We start from the raw sequence: 17,524 nt of genomic DNA on the forward strand, positions 1-17,524 counted from the left end.
AATAAAAAATAACCATATTGGAGGGCATCATGCCTGACGCTAAAAAACAGGGGCGGTCAAACAAGGCAATGACGTTTTTCGTCTGCTTCCTTGCCGCTCTGGCGGGATTACTCTTTGGCCTGGATATCGGTGTAATTGCTGGCGCACTGCCGTTTATTGCAGATGAATTCCAGATTACTTCGCACACGCAAGAATGGGTCGTAAGCTCCATGATGTTCGGTGCGGCAGTCGGTGCGGTGGGCAGCGGCTGGCTCTCCTTTAAACTCGGGCGCAAAAAGAGCCTGATGATCGGCGCAATTTTGTTTGTTGCCGGTTCGCTGTTCTCTGCGGCTGCGCCAAACGTTGAAGTACTGATTCTTTCGCGCGTTCTGCTGGGGCTGGCGGTGGGTGTGGCCTCTTATACCGCACCACTGTACCTCTCTGAAATTGCGCCGGAAAAAATTCGCGGCAGTATGATCTCGATGTATCAGTTGATGATCACTATCGGGATCCTCGGTGCTTATCTTTCTGATACCGCCTTCAGCTACACCGGTGCATGGCGCTGGATGCTGGGTGTGATTATCATCCCGGCAATTTTGCTGCTGATTGGTGTCTTCTTCCTGCCAGACAGCCCACGTTGGTTTGCCGCCAAACGCCGTTTTGTTGATGCCGAACGCGTGCTGCTACGCCTGCGTGACACCAGCGCGGAAGCGAAACGCGAACTGGATGAAATCCGTGAAAGTTTGCAGGTTAAACAGAGTGGCTGGGCGCTGTTTAAAGAGAATAGCAACTTCCGCCGCGCGGTGTTCCTTGGCGTACTGTTACAGGTTATGCAGCAATTCACCGGGATGAACGTCATCATGTATTACGCGCCGAAAATCTTCGAACTGGCGGGTTATACCAACACTACCGAGCAAATGTGGGGGACAGTGATTGTCGGCCTGACCAACGTACTTGCCACCTTTATCGCAATCGGCCTTGTTGACCGCTGGGGACGTAAACCAACGCTAACGCTGGGCTTCCTGGTGATGGCTGCTGGTATGGGCGTACTCGGTACAATGATGCATATCGGTATCCACTCTCCGTCGGCGCAGTATTTCGCCATCGCCATGCTGCTGATGTTTATTGTCGGTTTTGCCATGAGTGCCGGTCCGCTGATTTGGGTACTGTGCTCCGAAATTCAGCCGCTGAAAGGCCGCGATTTTGGCATCACCTGCTCCACCGCCACCAACTGGATTGCCAACATGATCGTTGGCGCAACGTTCCTGACCATGCTCAACACGCTGGGTAACGCCAACACCTTCTGGGTGTACGCGGCTCTGAACGTACTGTTTATCCTGCTGACATTGTGGCTGGTACCGGAAACCAAACACGTTTCGCTGGAACATATTGAACGTAATCTGATGAAAGGTCGTAAACTGCGCGAAATCGGCGCTCACGATTAATCTCCTCAGGCTTCCTCCCGTCGCGGAGGAAGCCGCCTCTTGCAGTCATCTTTTCTTCGCTCTATCCTCTGCCGCTATGAAAACATCCCGTCTCCCTATCGCCATCCAACAGGCCGTTATGCGTCGCCTGCGGGAAAAACTCGCCCAGGCTAACCTGAAATTGGGGCGTAACTACCCGGAGCCAAAACTCTCTTACACCCAGCGCGGCACCTCCGCCGGAACAGCCTGGCTGGAAAGCTATGAAATCCGCCTCAATCCCGTTTTGCTGTTGGAAAACAGTGAAGCCTTTATTGAAGAAGTGGTGCCGCACGAACTGGCACATTTGCTGGTATGGAAACATTTCGGGCGCGTAGCACCACATGGCAAAGAGTGGAAGTGGATGATGGAAAACGTGCTGGGTGTTCCCGCCCGTCGTACGCATCAGTTCGAACTGCAATCCGTGCGTCGCAACACCTTCCCCTACCGCTGCAAGTGCCAGGAGCATCAGCTTACCGTACGCCGCCATAATCGCGTAGTTCGTGGCGAAGCCGTCTATCGCTGTGTTCACTGCGGCGAACAACTGGTCGCAAAATAACCATCTGAACTATCAGGAACTTTCCTGATCTGGCTGATTGCATACCAAAACAACTTTCGCTACGTTGCTGGCTCGTTTTAACACGGAGTAAGTGATGTACCGTTATTTGTCTATTGCTGCGGTGGTACTGAGCGCAGCATTTTCCGGCCCGGCGTTGGCCGAAGGTATCAATAGTTTTTCTCAGGCGAAAGCCGCGGCGGTAAAAGTCCACGCTGACGCGCCCGGTACGTTTTATTGCGGATGTAAAATTAACTGGCAGGGCAAAAAAGGCGTTGTTGATCTGCAATCGTGCGGCTATCAGGTGCGCAAAAATGAAAACCGCGCCAGCCGCGTAGAGTGGGAACACGTCGTTCCCGCCTGGCAATTCGGTCACCAGCGCCAGTGCTGGCAGGACGGTGGACGTAAAAACTGCGCTAAAGATCCGGTCTATCGCAAGATGGAAAGCGATATGCATAACCTGCAGCCGTCAGTCGGCGAGGTGAATGGCGATCGCGGCAACTTTATGTACAGCCAGTGGAATGGCGGCGAAGGCCAGTACGGTCAATGCGCCATGAAGGTCGATTTCAAAGAAAAAGCTGCCGAACCACCAGCGCGTGCACGCGGTGCCATTGCGCGCACCTACTTCTATATGCGTGACCAATACAACCTGACACTCTCTCGCCAGCAAACGCAGCTGTTCAACGCATGGAACAAGATGTATCCGGTTACCGACTGGGAGTGCGAGCGCGATGAACGCATCGCGAAGGTGCAGGGCAATCATAACCCGTATGTGCAACGCGCTTGCCAGGCGCGAAAGAGCTAACCTACACTAGCGGGATTCTTTTTGTTAACCCCTACCCCACGCGTACAACCGCGTGGGGAGACGACGCGGATTTTTAACTATGCGTATCCCCCGCATTTATCATCCTGAACCACTGACCAGCCATTCTCACATCGCGCTTTGCGAAGATGCCGCCAACCATATCGGGCGCGTACTGCGCATGGGGCCGGGGCAGGCGTTGCAATTGTTTGACGGCAGCAACCAGGTCTTTGACGCCGAAATTACCAGCGCCAGCAAAAAAAGCGTGGAAGTGAAGGTGCTGGAAGGCCAGATCGACGATCGCGAATCTCCGCTGCATATTCACCTCGGTCAGGTGATGTCGCGTGGTGAAAAAATGGAATTTACGATCCAGAAATCGATCGAACTCGGTGTAAGCCTCATTACGCCACTTTTTTCTGAGCGCTGCGGCGTTAAACTGGATAGTGAACGTCTGAACAAGAAGCTCCAGCAGTGGCAGAAGATTGCAATTGCTGCCTGTGAGCAGTGTGGTCGTAACCGAGTGCCGGAAATCCGTCCAGCGATGGATCTGGAAGCCTGGTGTGCAGAGCAGGATGAAGGACTGAAACTGAATCTTCACCCGCGCGCCAGTAACAGCATCAATACGTTGCCTTTACCGGTTGAACGCGTCCGCCTGCTGATTGGCCCGGAAGGCGGTTTATCGGCAGATGAAATTGCCATGACTGCCCGCTATCAATTTACTGATATCCTGTTGGGACCTCGCGTTTTGCGTACAGAGACAACTGCGCTCACCGCCATTACCGCGCTACAAGTACGATTTGGCGATTTGGGCTAACGGAGAAGAATAATGATCAAGCTCGGCATCGTGATGGACCCCATCGCAAACATCAACATCAAGAAAGATTCCAGTTTCGCTATGTTGCTGGAAGCACAGCGTCGTGGTTACGAACTTCACTATATGGAGATGGGCGATCTGTATCTGATCAATGGCGAAGCCCGCGCCCATACCCGCACGCTGAACGTGAAGCAGAACTACGAAGAGTGGTTTTCATTCGTCGGTGAACAGGATCTGCCGCTGGCCGATCTCGATGTGATCCTGATGCGTAAAGACCCGCCGTTTGATACCGAGTTTATCTACGCGACCTATATTCTGGAACGTGCCGAAGAGAAAGGGACGCTGATCGTTAACAAGCCGCAGAGCCTGCGCGACTGTAACGAGAAACTGTTTACCGCCTGGTTCTCTGACTTAACGCCAGAAACGCTGGTTACGCGCAATAAAGCGCAGCTAAAAGCGTTCTGGGAGAAACACAGCGACATCATTCTTAAGCCGCTGGACGGTATGGGCGGCGCGTCGATTTTCCGCGTGAAAGAAGGCGATCCAAACCTCGGCGTGATTGCCGAAACCCTGACTGAGCATGGCACTCGCTACTGCATGGCGCAAAATTACCTGCCAGCCATTAAAGATGGCGACAAACGCGTGCTGGTGGTGGATGGCGAGCCGGTACCGTACTGCCTGGCGCGTATTCCGCAGGGGGGCGAAACCCGTGGCAATCTGGCTGCCGGTGGTCGCGGTGAACCTCGTCCGCTGACGGAAAGTGACTGGAAAATCGCCCGTCAGATCGGGCCGACGCTGAAAGAAAAAGGGCTGATTTTTGTTGGTCTGGATATCATCGGCGACCGTCTGACTGAAATTAACGTCACCAGCCCAACCTGTATTCGTGAGATTGAAGCAGAGTTTCCGGTGTCGATCACCGGAATGTTAATGGATGCCATCGAAGCACGTTTACAGCAGCAGTAACCCACCTTAGCGAGAAGGATCTCGTTGAGACTCTGAGTGACAGCGCCCTTCTTTCCACGCATACTGGGCGCTGTTGCTTTTTTGAACCAGGAAACAGAACCTCTGACAATGAATTTACAGCATCACTTTCTTATTGCCATGCCTGCTCTCCAGGATCCGATTTTCCGTCGTTCCGTGGTCTACATTTGCGAACATAATACCAATGGTGCAATGGGGATCATCGTCAACAAGCCGCTGGAAAATCTCAAAATTGAAGGGATTCTGGAAAAGCTGAAGATCACGCCGGAGCCGCGTGATGAATCAATCCGTCTGGATAAACCGGTTATGCTCGGCGGCCCACTGGCTGAAGATCGCGGGTTTATTTTGCATACTCCGCCCTCCAATTTTGCTTCCAGCATTCGCATTTCAGACAACACGGTGATGACCACTTCCCGCGATGTGCTGGAAACGCTCGGCACCGATAAACAACCGTCTGACGTATTGGTGGCTCTGGGCTATGCCTCCTGGGAAAAAGGTCAACTGGAACAAGAAATTCTCGATAACGCGTGGCTAACCGCCCCGGCAGATCTGAATATTCTGTTCAAAACGCCAATTGCCGACCGCTGGCGCGAGGCGGCAAAACTGATTGGTGTGGATATTCTCACCATGCCTGGTGTGGCAGGGCACGCCTGATGAGTGGAACCTTACTTGCCTTCGACTTCGGCACCAAAAGCATTGGCGTAGCGGTCGGCCAACGCATTACCGGCACCGCTCGCCCTTTGCCTGCAATTAAAGCACAGGACGGTACGCCGGACTGGAACCTCATCGAACGTTTACTGAAAGAGTGGCAGCCGGACGAAATCATCGTCGGTTTGCCGCTGAATATGGACGGTACCGAGCAACCATTGACTGCCAGAGCGCGTAAATTTGCCAACCGTATTCATGGTCGTTTCGGTGTTGAAGTAAAGCTCCATGACGAACGTCTTAGCACCGTGGAAGCCCGTTCCGGTCTGTTTGAACAGGGCGGCTATCGGGCGCTCAACAAAGGCAAAGTCGACTCTGCCTCTGCGGTTATTATTCTCGAAAGCTATTTCGAGCAGGGATATTAAGGCGATTTAAACGCCTGCTGGAGTGTAAATAATATCATCGCGCCTTACGCCTTATTGCCGGATGCGGCGTGAACGCCTTATCCGGCCTACATGTGGCAGCGGTTGTAGGTCTGATAAGACGCGCAAGCGTCGCATCAGACGTTTATTGCCTTTGTAGGCCCGATAAGCTTGCACATCGGGCATGGCAACGTCACAAACGCCCTTCCCCCACCCGCTGCTGATAACTCTGCTGAAACGTTATCATCCCCACCTGCTGCCCGGTTTGAATAACATGCGGTAACTGGTGGGTTTTCCCTTCGCGAATCAAATTCCCCACCGCGGGTGTGTTAATCAGCAATTCAAACAGCGCCACGCGTCCTTCCTGTTTATCCACTTCCAGCTTTTGTGACAACACTGCCCGTAAACTACCTGCCAGTTGATTACGTACGGGATCTTTTTCCTGCGCCGGAAATGAATCCACCAGCCGCTCAACTGCCTGCGCCGCACCACGCGTATGTAATGTTGCCAGCACCAAATGCCCGGTTTCTGCCGCCGTCAGCGCCAGACGGATTGTCTCGCTGTCACGCAGCTCTCCGAGCAAAATCACATCAGGATCTTCCCGCAATGCGGCCCGCAATCCCGATGCGAACGTCATACAATTCAAACCGATTTCCCGCTGCTGGATCAAACATCGCTGGCTGGCATAGAGATATTCAACAGGATCTTCCAGCGTCAGAATATGCGCATCGGCATGTTGATTGAGATAGCCAACCATTGCCGCCAGCGTGGTGGATTTACCACTCCCCGTCGCCCCCGTCACCAGAATCAGGCCATTCTCGCTCTTGAGTAATTCCGGCAATACCGGTGGTGCGCCAAGCTGTTCGAGCTGCGGGCAGCACGAAGGTAACAACCGTAACGCCAGAGAAATACCTTGCCGTTGTGCGAACGCACTGCCGCGCAATCGCTGGTTTTCCGCCAGCGACACGGCAAAATCCAGCTGACCATTCTTCAGCAATATTGCCCGCTGATCGTCATCCAGCCACTCCCGCAGTAGTTCTTCGACGTCCGGCGCATCAAACGGCGCAGCTTCCATTCTGCCGCGAATGCGCCATCGTGCGGGCCAGGCGCTGCACAGGTGTAGATCCGAGACGTTATGCTTTACACTAAGGGCCACAATTTCTTCCATATTCATACTAAGATCCTCGGAAAATGAACGATATTGCGCATAACCTGGCACAGGTCCGGGACAAAATCTCAGCGGCTGCAACGCGTTGCGGCCGTTCTCCAGAAGAAATTACGCTGCTTGCAGTCAGTAAAACAAAACCTGCGAGCGCCATCGCAGAAGCCATTGATGCCGGGCAGCGTCAATTTGGTGAAAACTACGTTCAGGAAGGGGTAGATAAAATTCGCCACTTTCAGGAACTGGGCGTAACAGGATTAGAATGGCATTTTATTGGCCCGTTGCAGTCTAATAAAAGCCGCCTGGTGGCAGAGCATTTCGACTGGTGTCATACCATCGACCGTTTGCGCATTGCTACCCGCCTCAACGATCAGCGCCCGGCAGAACTTCCCCCTCTTAACGTACTGATTCAAATTAATATTAGTGATGAAAACAGTAAGTCCGGGATTCAACTGGCAGAACTGGACGAGCTGGCAGCTGCGGTCGCTGAACTACCGCGTTTACGTCTGCGCGGGCTGATGGCAATCCCTGCGCCTGAGTCAGAATATGTAAGGCAGTTTGAAGTTGCACGTCAAATGGCTGTAGCATTTGCCGGACTGAAAACGCGCTACCCGCATATCGACACGCTCTCTCTGGGAATGTCGGACGATATGGAAGCCGCCATTGCGGCAGGTAGCACGATGGTTCGTATCGGCACTGCAATTTTTGGTGCGCGTGATTACTCTAAAAAATAAGGAATTAAAGGAACGCCATGAATACGTTGACTTTCCTGCTTTCAACGGTCATTGAGCTGTATACCATGGTGCTGTTATTACGCATCTGGATGCAGTGGGCTCATTGTGATTTTTACAACCCCTTCTCACAGTTTGTAGTGAAGGTAACGCAGCCAATTATCGGGCCACTGCGCCGCGTTATTCCGGCAATGGGCCCCATTGATAGCGCCTCGCTGCTGGTTGCCTATATTCTCAGTTTTATCAAAGCCATCGTGCTGTTTAAAGTGGTGACCTTCCTGCCAATCATCTGGATTGCCGGTTTACTGATTCTGCTGAAAACCATCGGCCTGCTGATTTTCTGGGTCCTGCTGGTGATGGCGATTATGAGCTGGGTAAGCCAGGGCCGTAGCCCGATTGAATACGTGCTGATTCAGCTGGCCGATCCGCTGCTGCGCCCGATTCGCCGCCTGCTACCGGCAATGGGTGGGATTGATTTCTCGCCGATGATCCTCGTTCTGCTGCTGTATGTCATCAATATGGGTGTCGCAGAAGTATTACAGGCAACCGGACACATGCTGCTGCCGGGGCTGTGGATGGCGTTATGAGTGCCGTAACAGTTAACGATGACGGTCTGGTTTTACGGCTTTATATTCAGCCGAAAGCCAGCCGTGATTCTATTGTCGGTTTACATGGCGACGAGGTAAAAGTCGCCATAACCGCGCCGCCGGTTGACGGCCAGGCCAACAGTCATCTGGTGAAGTTTCTCGGTAAGCAATTCCGGGTTGCCAAAAGCCAGGTGGTGATTGAAAAAGGCGAACTTGGCCGCCACAAACAAATTAAAATCATTAATCCGCAACAAATCCCGCCAGAAATCGCGGCGTTAATTAATTAGGTATCCTATGCAAAAAGTTGTCCTCGCAACCGGCAATGCCGGTAAAGTGCGTGAGCTGGCGTCGCTGCTTAGCGACTTCGGTCTTGATATCGTGGCCCAAACAGACCTCGGCGTAGATTCCGCTGAAGAAACCGGCCTGACCTTTATCGAAAACGCGATTCTGAAAGCGCGCCATGCGGCAAAAGTGACCGGTTTACCTGCAATTGCCGACGACTCCGGTCTGGCGGTAGATGTACTTGGTGGCGCGCCAGGCATTTACTCCGCGCGTTATTCCGGTGAAGACGCGACCGATCAAAAGAATCTGCAAAAACTGCTGGAAACACTGAAAGACGTACCGGACGACCAACGTCAGGCGCGTTTCCACTGCGTGCTGGTGTATCTGCGTCACGCGGAAGATCCGACTCCGCTGGTGTGCCACGGTAGCTGGCCAGGAGTGATTACTCGTGAACCGGCGGGCACTGGTGGCTTTGGTTATGATCCAATCTTCTTCGTACCTTCCGAAGGGAAAACCGCTGCCGAACTGACTCGCGAACAAAAGAGCGCCATTTCCCACCGTGGTCAGGCGTTGAAACTGCTGCTGGACGCTTTACGTAATGGTTAAATTACCGCCGCTGAGTCTCTACATTCACATCCCGTGGTGCGTGCAGAAATGCCCGTACTGCGATTTCAACTCTCACGCGTTGAAAGGAGAAGTGCCGCACGACGATTATGTTCAGCATCTGCTTAACGATCTGGACAACGATGTGGCTTACGCTCAGGGCCGTGAAGTGCAGACAATTTTTATTGGCGGTGGTACGCCGAGCCTGCTTTCCGGCCCGGCGATGCAAACGCTGCTGGACGGCGTGCGTGCGCGTTTGCCGCTGGCAGCGGATGCAGAAATTACTATGGAAGCGAACCCTGGTACGGTAGAAGCCGATCGCTTTGTCGATTATCAGCGTGCTGGCGTGAACCGCATCTCTATTGGCGTACAGAGTTTTAGCGAAGAAAAGCTGAAACGACTTGGGCGCATTCATGGCCCGCAAGAAGCGAAACGAGCTGCGAATCTGGCAAGCGGGCTGGGGCTGCGTAGTTTTAACCTTGATTTGATGCATGGGCTGCCGGATCAATCACTGGAAGAGGCGCTTGGCGATCTGCGCCAGGCCATTGAACTGAATCCGCCGCATCTTTCCTGGTATCAACTGACCATCGAACCCAATACGCTGTTTGGCTCGCGCCCTCCTGTACTGCCGGACGATGACGCGTTGTGGGATATATTCGAACAGGGGCATCAGTTATTAACCGCAGCGGGTTATCAGCAATATGAAACTTCCGCTTACGCCAAACCCGGTTACCAGTGCCAGCACAATCTCAACTACTGGCGCTTTGGTGACTACATCGGTATTGGCTGCGGCGCGCACGGCAAAGTGACCTTCCCGGATGGGCGCATTCTGCGTACCACCAAAACGCGTCATCCGCGTGGTTTTATGCAGGGAAGGTATCTGGAAAGCCAGCGTGATGTCGAAGCCGCAGATAAGCCGTTTGAGTTCTTTATGAATCGCTTCCGGTTGCTGGAACCTGCGCCGCGCGTGGAGTTTAGTGCGTATACCGGGCTTTGCGAAGATGTGATTCGCCCACAGTTAGACGAGGCGATTGCCCAGGGTTATCTCACCGAATGTGCGGATTACTGGCAGATTACGGAACATGGGAAGCTGTTTTTAAATTCGCTGCTGGAGCTTTTTCTGGCTGAGTAAACTTGTATTGCCGGATGCGGCGTGAACGCCTTATCCAGCCTACATGTGGCAACGGTTGTAGGTCTGATAAGACGCGCAAGCGTCGCATCAGACGTTGATTGCCGGATGCGGCGTGAGCACCTCAGCCGACATGTGGCAGCTGTTGTAGGTCTGATAAGACGCGCTAGCGTCGCATCAGACGTTGATTGCCGGATGCGGGGTCAACGCCGCATCCTGCTACAAATCGTGCGCTATATCAAAACTTACTTAATCACCCCATTGCGCCGCAGTTGTTCGGTATCTTTTTTCCAGCGTTCATTAGCCTGGTTGATATCGTCAATTTTCATCAAAATCGCGACTTTTTTACTGTTTATTTCTGAAACTTTCATCGTTAGCGGATATTGCCCTTTTTCGAGCGTTATCCAGTCATCCTGCAATTTACGGCTAAGTTTTTGTGATTGCAGAAAAGTCTGTCGCCGTTGTTCGTTGATATCGAAATCTCGTTTCTGCTGAATCGGCACTTCATAACACTCTTCACTCTGTTTATGACATGCCGCAATCGCCGGTTGATAAACCTCTTTGTCATATTTAACCGCGAACGCCTCGCTATCGTTCTGTTTATTAAACTCATCACGCTGTTGGTGAATTTTTTTAAAGGCGTCTTCGCGGGTCATTTGCTTACCGTTTGCATCTTTTCCCCAATATGCATCCGCTGCTTTCTGCGCCGCCACCATTTGCTTATCAAGCGCTTTCACTTCCTTTTCCAGCGCAGGAATCGAGTTCTTCTGGGTATTCAACGCAGATTCAAGCTGACTAAAGCGATAATTGAAATCTTCGCTATTCACGATCAGATATTTATTATTCGTTTTGATATCGTCGACCACCCGCCCACGATCGCTGGCTGCCGCCTGAAAAGAGTAAAAGTTCACCGACCAGCCAGACGCGGGCGTTCCTTTACTGGTTAACATCGCCGAGAATTTTACCGCTTTATCTTTCGTCCAGGTCTGTTCGAGCAGTTCGTAATCTGCCAACTGACCGACCCAGGTATAGAGATCGTCATTGGAAGAGACATCGCCTTCCGCTGACCAGGTGGCCTGATTACCCTTAGCATCAAGATTTTTTAAGGTGATAGCATCAAGCTTGAGAATGCCGTGATACTGCTTTTTGAATTGATCTTTTAAGATATTTTCAGTTGGCGGTTCGCCATCTGCCCAGACATTACCAGTCATCAACATAAGCAGCGCCGTGCCAACAATCCATTGCTTTTTCACCCGAAAACCCTCGCGCGGAATAATTTATTCCAGTGATTATCATCATGGTAATAAAAATTGGCAATGGACGTAAGTCTGAAGTGAAAAAGCCCCGGCACGATACCGGGGCGAGGTGATTAGTACTGATTGAAGATCTGCTGGATCTGCTGCGGATCTTTGGTTTGCGTCAGAGCCAGTTGCAGCAGAACGCGCGCTTTTTGCGGGTTCAGCGTGCCAGAGGCGACGAAGCCGTATTTCGCATCATCCACTTCGGCATCCTGAGTGGTAGCGCCCGTCGGTACGCGGGAAGAACGCACTACTGCAGTGCCGTTTTTCGCGGCGGTCGCCAGAGTGTCAAATACGGTTTTATACAGGTTGCCGTTACCCACACCAGCGCTAACGATGCCATCATAGCCCGCATCTACCAGTGCTTTAGCCGGAAGATCGGATGCGTTAGCGTAGTTATAAACAATGCCGACTTTCGGCAGTTCATTCAGCTTAGAGACATCGAACGGCGTGTCGCTGGTGTGCTTACGTGCCGGGGTACGTTGGTAGTCAATCTTACCGTTGTGAATGTAACCCAGAGGACCGTAGTTAACAGACTTGAAGGTCGCTACGTCGGTGGTGTTGGTTTTGGTGACATCGCGACCGTCCAGTACGGTGTCGTTCATCACCACCAGCACGCCACGATTAGCGGAGGCTTTATCAGCTGCAGTCACTACCGCGTTATACAGGTTGAATGGACCGTCTGCGCTCATAGACGTGGACGGACGCATTGCGCCGACCATCACCACCGGTTTGTCGCATTTCACCGTCAGGTCGAGGAAGTAAGCGGTTTCTTCCATCGTGTCGGTACCGTGAGTAATGACGAAGCCGTCGGTTTTATCGCAGTCGGTGTTAATTTTTTTCGCCAGTGTCAGCCAGACATCATCGTTCATGTCCTGGGAGCCGATATTCACTACCTGCTCGCCTTTAACGTTCGCAATGTCCTTCAGTTGCGGCACCGCATTAACCAGATTTTCTACGCCAACTTTACCCGCTGTGTAGTTAGATTTGGTTGCGGAGTCACCACCACCGGCAATGGTCCCGCCGGTTGCTAAAATGGTGATATTGGGTAATGCCAATGCTGCACCACTAAAACCCATAACCAGTGCGGCAAGTGCCGTCTTTTTGAAAAACTCCATTTCATTCCTCCAGTTACGTGAACGCTACGCATTATCCCTTAGCTCTGTATGGGAAATTTGACGTTAAACAATTTACAACGTGAATATATTTTGGAGATCTACAAAGTTAGAGGCAGGTAACAAAACGAAGAATTAAACGGCATAAAAAAGTATTATGCCGTCTTAAAATAGAGGATTATTTTAAATTCCCGACCAGGGCTTTGCGGCTATCTTCCAGAGTCACAACGCGGCTACAAACATCTTTGCCAAACTGCTGGAAATCTTTTTCCTGCTTTTTCCACTCGGTTTGGATTGAGGATTGCAGCCCCCCCAGGCTTCCCAGCACATTCTGTAATGGGTTACCGCCGCTTTTCAGCACCGCTTTCGCGCCCATTTCATTAATGCTGTCCTGTAAAATTCCGCCCATTGCCTGATTCACTAATTGCTGGCCTTCAGCGCGAACCTGATCAATGGCTTTATAGTGGAACGTCAGGCCATCGCTGCGCGTTTCGATAATGCGGTTCATCTGCTCTTTCAGCTGCGCATCAAGTTTGGTCAGACGGCTGCGCATTTTGCTGCTTTCGCCCATCTCCTGAACGATAATTTTATCCAGAGCAATACGGGCTTTCTCGACGCGGCTTTTCGCGCCTTCATCAATCCACGGCAGCGTGCTACGTAGTTCAGCCTGATAATCCTTCGCCTGCTCGCGCTGGGCGGCATTCAGGGAATATTGCTTACCGTTATACATCACGTTGCCGTCTGGCGTGATCACCAGATTGCCGTTTTCGCCCTTCACCTGCACGGTTTGCGGGCTGACAATCACATCGTCACGCGGCGTGACGCTGCACTGGTAGTCGGCGTGAGCGGTCATTGCCGTCACTGAAAGTGCTGCCGCCAGCAGCATTTTGCGCATCATAGTCTTCCCTCAAGAACAAATCAGGCCAGCATTTGCTGGCCCCAGATTGATAACAAAGTACGCGTTTTCCATGCCGGATGCGGCGTAAACGCCTTATCCCGCCTACTCGATCGTGCATCTTTGTAGGCATGATAAGCGTAGCGCATCAGGCAGTTTTGCATTTGTCATCGCCCGTATGCTTTCTTAGTCCCACCAAACGTCGAAAAGTTCGCTGGTGCGTACCTCATCCAGTTTGCGCTCTTCCAGCCACTTACGCACAATCGCCTGATGTTCTTCAGTGCATTTGCCGATTTCCTGCATGCAGATCAGACCTTCCCAGGCCAGATAACCGCTGCCGTCAAAGGCCAGTTTGTTCGGTTCGATAACCTCGTTAATAAAATCATCAACGGTTTTATCAATCTGTTCTTCCGATGTACCTTCCGGGAATCGCCATGCCACCGAAAATCCTAATTCCTGGAATTCGTCGATGTGCATTTTTTTACGCAGACGACGGCTACGGTTCTTTGCCATTATTTCACCCTCTCGAACATTAAGTCCCATACTCCGTGACCAAGACGATGACCACGTTGTTCAAATTTCGTCACCGGACGTGATGCCGGACGCGGTACGTAATCATTGCTCTCTGACAGGTTTTTATAACCGTCAATAGAAGACATCACTTCAAGCATATGTTCCGCATAAGGTTCCCAGTCGGTCGCCATATGGAATACGCCCCCCAGCTGCAGTTTGCTTTTTACCAGTTCGGCAAACGGCACCTGAACGATACGGCGTTTATTATGGCGCGCTTTGTGCCACGGGTCAGGGAAAAAGAGCTGCACCATGCGCAATGAATTGTCAGGAATCATTTTATGCAGCACTTCAACCGCATCGTGACACATCACGCGCAGGTTGCTTAAGCCCTCTTCATGCGCAGAAGCCAGGCACGCACCAACGCCCGGTGAATGCACTTCAATGCCGAGGAAGTCCTGCTCGGGGCGATCTTTAGCCATTGCCACCAGCGACGCCCCCATGCCAAAACCAATCTCAAGCGTCACCGGCGCTTCACGGCCAAAAAGCGCGGGGAAATCCAGCATATCTTCGCTGAACTCAACGCCCATCACCGGCCAGTAGTTTTCCAGCGCATGTTCCTGGCCTTTGGTCAGTCGCCCCTGGCGGCGCACAAAACTACGGATACGGCGCAGTGGGCGGCCGTTTTCATCAAATTCCGGTGAAATGACGTCGTTTTTCATAAAGATTTAGTCGCTTGTGAAAGTGTTCTGAAAACGGGCATTATCCAAAGTTAGTTGCCGGATGCAAGCATGATAAGGCCGTGGCTGCGGAAAGTTCCGGTTTACACCCTGCCGTCGCTGTGCTGCAATCTTGCCCCCAACAACAGTGAATTCGGTGACCATGCAAGCGTCGCAATTTTCAGCCCAGGTTCTGGACTGGTACGATAAATACGGGCGAAAAACTCTGCCCTGGCAAATTGACAAGACGCCCTACAAAGTATGGCTCTCAGAAGTGATGTTGCAACAAACTCAGGTTGCGACCGTTATCCCCTATTTTGAACGCTTTATGGCGCGCTTCCCGACGGTGACCGATCTCGCCAATGCGCCGCTCGACGAAGTTCTCCACTTGTGGACCGGGCTTGGCTATTACGCCCGCGCGCGCAATCTGCATAAAGCGGCACAACAAGTGGCGACCTTACACGGCGGTATATTCCCGGAAACCTTTGAGGAAGTTGCAGCACTGCCGGGCGTCGGGCGTTCCACCGCAGGCGCGATTCTCTCGCTTTCTCTGGGTAAGCACTTTCCGATTCTCGACGGTAACGTCAAACGGGTGCTGGCGCGCTGCTATGCTGTAAGCGGCTGGCCTGGGAAAAAAGAGGTCGAGAATAAATTATGGAGTTTAAGCGAGCAGGTGACGCCCGCGGTCGGCGTGGAACGGTTTAATCAGGCGATGATGGATTTGGGCGCGATGATTTGCACGCGTTCGAAGCCGAAATGTTCGCTCTGTCCGCTACAAAACGGATGTATTGCCGCCACCAACAATAGCTGGTCGCTTTATCCGGGCAAAAAACCGAAACAGACGCTGCCGGAGCGCACCGGCTACTTTCTCCTGTTACAGCACGAAGATGAAGTATTGCTGGCGCAGCGTCCGCCGAGCGGATTGTGGGGCGGTTTATACTGTTTCCCGCAGTTTGCCGACGAAGAAAGTTTGCGGCAGTGGCTGGCGCAACGGCAGATTGCTGCCGATAACCTGACGCAGCTGACCGCGTTTCGGCATACCTTCAGCCATTTCCACTTAGATATTGTGCCTATGTGGCTTCCCGTGTCGTCATTCACCGGCTGCATGGATGAAGGCAATGCGCTCTGGTATAACTTAGCGCAACCGCCGTCAGTTGGCCTGGCGGCTCCCGTGGAGCGTTTGTTACAGCAGTTACGCACTGGCGCGCCGGTTTAGCGCGTGAGTCGATAAAGAGGATGATTTATGAGCAGAACGATTTTTTGTACTTTCCTGCAACGTGAAGCAGAAGGTCAGGATTTTCAGCTGTACCCCGGCGAACTGGGAAAACGCATCTATAACGAGATCTCCAAAGAAGCCTGGGCGCAGTGGCAGCACAAACAAACCATGCTGATTAATGAAAAGAAACTCAACATGATGAATGCCGAGCACCGCAAGCTGCTGGAGCAGGAGATGGTCAACTTCCTGTTCGAGGGTAAAGAGGTGCATATCGAGGGCTATACGCCGGAAGATAAAAAATAAAAACAGTGCCGGAGCACGCCTCCGGCAGCTTGCATAAAAACAAACACAACACGCACCCGGAATGATGAAAAAATATCTCGCGCTGGCTTTGATTGCGCCGTTGCTCATCTCCTGTTCGACGACCAAAAAAGGCGATACCTATAACGAAGCCTGGGTCAAAGACACCAACGGTTTTGATATTCTGATGGGGCAATTTGCCCACAATATTGAGAACATCTGGGGATTCAAAGAGGTGGTGATCGCCGGTCCTAAGGACTACGTGAAATACACCGATCAATATCAGACCCGCAGCCACATCAACTTCGATGACGGTACGATTACTATCGAAACCATCGCCGGGACAGAACCTGCCGCGCATTTGCGCCGGGCAATTATCAAAACGTTGCTGATGGGTGACGATCCGAGTTCGGTCGATCTCTATTCCGACGTTGATGATATTACAATTTCGAAAGAACCTTTCCTTTACGGTCAGGTGGTGGACAACACCGGGCAGCCGATTCGCTGGGAAGGTCGCGCAAGCAACTTCGCGGATTATCTGCTGAAAAACCGTCTGAAGAGCCGCAGCAACGGGCTGCGTATCATCTACAGCGTCACCATTAACATGGTGCCGAACCACCTTGATAAACGTGCGCACAAATATCTCGGCATGGTCCGCCAGGCGTCACGGAAATATGGCGTTGATGAGTCGCTGATTCTGGCAATTATGCAGACTGAATCTTCCTTTAACCCGTATGCGGTCAGCCGTTCCGATGCGCTGGGGTTAATGCAGGTGGTACAACATACTGCCGGGAAAGATGTGTTCCGCTCGCAGGGGAAATCCGGCACGCCGAGCCGCAGTTTCTTGTTTGATCCTGCCAGCAATATTGATACCGGCACCGCGTATCTGGCGATGCTGAACAATGTTTATCTCGGCGGAATTGATAACCCTACATCCCGGCGTTATGCCGTCATCACCGCCTATAACGGCGGCGCAGGCAGCGTGCTGCGAGTCTTTTCGAATGATAAGATTCAGGCGGCTAATATTATTAACACCATGACGCCGGGCGATGTTTATCAAACGCTGACGACCCGCCATCCCTCTGCGGAATCTCGCCGTTATCTTTATAAAGTGAATACCGCGCAAAAATCCTACCGCCGCCGATAATTCCACTAACCGCCCCTGACGATGCTCAGGGGCAAAAATGTTATCCATATCACAATTTCGTTTTGCAAATTAGGAATGTTTGCAATTATTTGCCACAGGTAACAAAAAACCAGTCCGCGAAGTTGATAGAATCCCATCATCTCGCACGGTCAAATGTGCTTTTTCAAACAC

Annotated in this window: 21 protein-coding genes; 15 read left to right on the forward strand and 6 right to left on the reverse strand. The window is 52.1% G+C overall.

Annotated features, from left to right (window positions below; genetic code table 11):
- Window positions 1-29: 29 nt before the first annotated feature.
- The 7 genes from galP to ruvX all read left to right on the forward strand — a co-directional run bounded on the left by galP (window position 30) and on the right by ruvX (window position 5,662).
- Window positions 30-1,424, forward strand: coding sequence for a galactose/proton symporter (gene galP / locus HUZ68_RS18645; protein WP_001112301.1), 1,395 nt, complete (start codon window positions 30-32; stop codon window positions 1,422-1,424).
- 76 nt (window positions 1,425-1,500) lie between these two features.
- The gene (locus HUZ68_RS18650) at window positions 1,501-1,998 is read left to right on the forward strand and encodes a SprT family zinc-dependent metalloprotease (RefSeq protein WP_001300769.1); all 498 of its coding nucleotides are present in this window, start codon (window positions 1,501-1,503) and stop codon (window positions 1,996-1,998) included.
- A gap of 94 nt (window positions 1,999-2,092) precedes the next feature.
- Entirely contained in the window at window positions 2,093-2,800 is a 708-nt protein-coding gene (gene endA, locus HUZ68_RS18655) for a deoxyribonuclease I (RefSeq protein WP_000286500.1), read from the forward strand.
- A 79-nt stretch (window positions 2,801-2,879) separates the two neighbouring features.
- The gene (gene rsmE, locus HUZ68_RS18660; RefSeq protein WP_001222509.1) at window positions 2,880-3,611 is read left to right on the forward strand and encodes a 16S rRNA (uracil(1498)-N(3))-methyltransferase; all 732 of its coding nucleotides are present in this window, start codon (window positions 2,880-2,882) and stop codon (window positions 3,609-3,611) included.
- A gap of 12 nt (window positions 3,612-3,623) precedes the next feature.
- A complete protein-coding gene (gene gshB, locus HUZ68_RS18665; RefSeq protein ID WP_000593273.1) occupies window positions 3,624-4,574 on the forward strand; it encodes a glutathione synthase in 951 nt (316 codons plus the stop codon).
- Window positions 4,575-4,682: 108 nt separating this feature from the next.
- Window positions 4,683-5,246, forward strand: coding sequence for a YqgE/AlgH family protein (locus HUZ68_RS18670; protein WP_001053178.1), 564 nt, complete (start codon window positions 4,683-4,685; stop codon window positions 5,244-5,246).
- Window positions 5,246-5,662, forward strand: a complete 417-nt coding sequence (gene ruvX, locus HUZ68_RS18675; protein WP_000017111.1) for a Holliday junction resolvase RuvX — start codon at window positions 5,246-5,248, stop codon at window positions 5,660-5,662. The genes HUZ68_RS18670 and ruvX overlap by 1 nt, the downstream gene beginning before the upstream one ends.
- A gap of 190 nt (window positions 5,663-5,852) precedes the next feature.
- Here ruvX and HUZ68_RS18680 read toward each other — a convergent pair whose 3' ends face one another.
- Window positions 5,853-6,833, reverse strand: a complete 981-nt coding sequence (locus HUZ68_RS18680) for a PilT/PilU family type 4a pilus ATPase (protein WP_071828987.1) — start codon at window positions 6,831-6,833, stop codon at window positions 5,853-5,855.
- A gap of 17 nt (window positions 6,834-6,850) precedes the next feature.
- Between HUZ68_RS18680 and yggS the strand changes: the two genes are divergently transcribed.
- The 5 genes from yggS to hemW are packed head-to-tail and all read left to right on the forward strand — an operon-like array spanning window position 6,851 to window position 10,156.
- Window positions 6,851-7,555 (forward strand): pyridoxal phosphate homeostasis protein, encoded by a 705-nt coding sequence (gene yggS / locus HUZ68_RS18685; protein ID WP_000997795.1) that lies wholly within the window; start codon window positions 6,851-6,853, stop codon window positions 7,553-7,555.
- 17 nt (window positions 7,556-7,572) lie between these two features.
- Complete coding sequence (gene yggT / locus HUZ68_RS18690) at window positions 7,573-8,139, forward strand: osmotic shock tolerance protein YggT (RefSeq protein WP_033814753.1); 567 nt, start codon at window positions 7,573-7,575, stop codon at window positions 8,137-8,139.
- On the forward strand, window positions 8,136-8,426 hold the full coding sequence (gene yggU, locus HUZ68_RS18695) for a DUF167 family protein YggU (RefSeq protein ID WP_001277222.1): 291 nt from the start codon (window positions 8,136-8,138) through the stop codon (window positions 8,424-8,426). The genes yggT and yggU overlap by 4 nt, the downstream gene beginning before the upstream one ends.
- Window positions 8,427-8,433: 7 nt before the next feature.
- A complete protein-coding gene (locus HUZ68_RS18700; protein WP_001174748.1) occupies window positions 8,434-9,027 on the forward strand; it encodes an XTP/dITP diphosphatase in 594 nt (197 codons plus the stop codon).
- Window positions 9,020-10,156, forward strand: coding sequence for a radical SAM family heme chaperone HemW (hemW, locus tag HUZ68_RS18705; protein WP_033814752.1), 1,137 nt, complete (start codon window positions 9,020-9,022; stop codon window positions 10,154-10,156). Before HUZ68_RS18700 ends, hemW begins: the two co-directional genes overlap by 8 nt.
- 242 nt (window positions 10,157-10,398) lie before the next feature.
- Here the strand turns inward: hemW and HUZ68_RS18710 are convergent, their stop codons facing one another.
- The 5 genes from HUZ68_RS18710 to trmB all read right to left on the reverse strand — a co-directional run bounded on the left by HUZ68_RS18710 (window position 10,399) and on the right by trmB (window position 14,693).
- On the reverse strand, window positions 10,399-11,406 hold the full coding sequence (locus HUZ68_RS18710) for a DUF1202 family protein (protein WP_000745237.1): 1,008 nt from the start codon (window positions 11,404-11,406) through the stop codon (window positions 10,399-10,401).
- A gap of 116 nt (window positions 11,407-11,522) precedes the next feature.
- On the reverse strand, window positions 11,523-12,569 hold the full coding sequence (gene ansB, locus HUZ68_RS18715; protein ID WP_000394107.1) for an L-asparaginase 2: 1,047 nt from the start codon (window positions 12,567-12,569) through the stop codon (window positions 11,523-11,525).
- Window positions 12,570-12,744: 175 nt separating this feature from the next.
- Window positions 12,745-13,464: a YggN family protein gene (locus HUZ68_RS18720; protein WP_000984796.1), complete on the reverse strand. Its 720-nt coding sequence runs from the start codon at window positions 13,462-13,464 to the stop codon at window positions 12,745-12,747.
- 183 nt (window positions 13,465-13,647) lie between these two features.
- Entirely contained in the window at window positions 13,648-13,974 is a 327-nt protein-coding gene (locus HUZ68_RS18725) for a YggL family protein (RefSeq protein ID WP_001107564.1), read from the reverse strand.
- Complete coding sequence (gene trmB, locus HUZ68_RS18730) at window positions 13,974-14,693, reverse strand: tRNA (guanosine(46)-N7)-methyltransferase TrmB (protein WP_000786911.1); 720 nt, start codon at window positions 14,691-14,693, stop codon at window positions 13,974-13,976. Before trmB ends, HUZ68_RS18725 begins: the two co-directional genes overlap by 1 nt.
- 160 nt (window positions 14,694-14,853) lie before the next feature.
- Between trmB and mutY the strand changes: the two genes are divergently transcribed.
- From mutY to mltC, 3 genes are all read left to right on the forward strand, one after another.
- Window positions 14,854-15,906, forward strand: a complete 1,053-nt coding sequence (mutY, locus tag HUZ68_RS18735) for an A/G-specific adenine glycosylase (protein ID WP_024262241.1) — start codon at window positions 14,854-14,856, stop codon at window positions 15,904-15,906.
- A gap of 27 nt (window positions 15,907-15,933) precedes the next feature.
- On the forward strand, window positions 15,934-16,209 hold the full coding sequence (locus HUZ68_RS18740; protein ID WP_000091700.1) for an oxidative damage protection protein: 276 nt from the start codon (window positions 15,934-15,936) through the stop codon (window positions 16,207-16,209).
- A gap of 64 nt (window positions 16,210-16,273) precedes the next feature.
- Window positions 16,274-17,353, forward strand: a complete 1,080-nt coding sequence (gene mltC, locus HUZ68_RS18745) for a membrane-bound lytic murein transglycosylase MltC (RefSeq protein ID WP_000760323.1) — start codon at window positions 16,274-16,276, stop codon at window positions 17,351-17,353.
- Window positions 17,354-17,524 lie beyond the last annotated feature (171 nt).

Origin of the sequence: Shigella dysenteriae (assembly GCF_022354085.1) — a bacterium.
Classification (GTDB): Bacteria; Pseudomonadota; Gammaproteobacteria; order Enterobacterales; family Enterobacteriaceae; genus Escherichia; species Escherichia coli.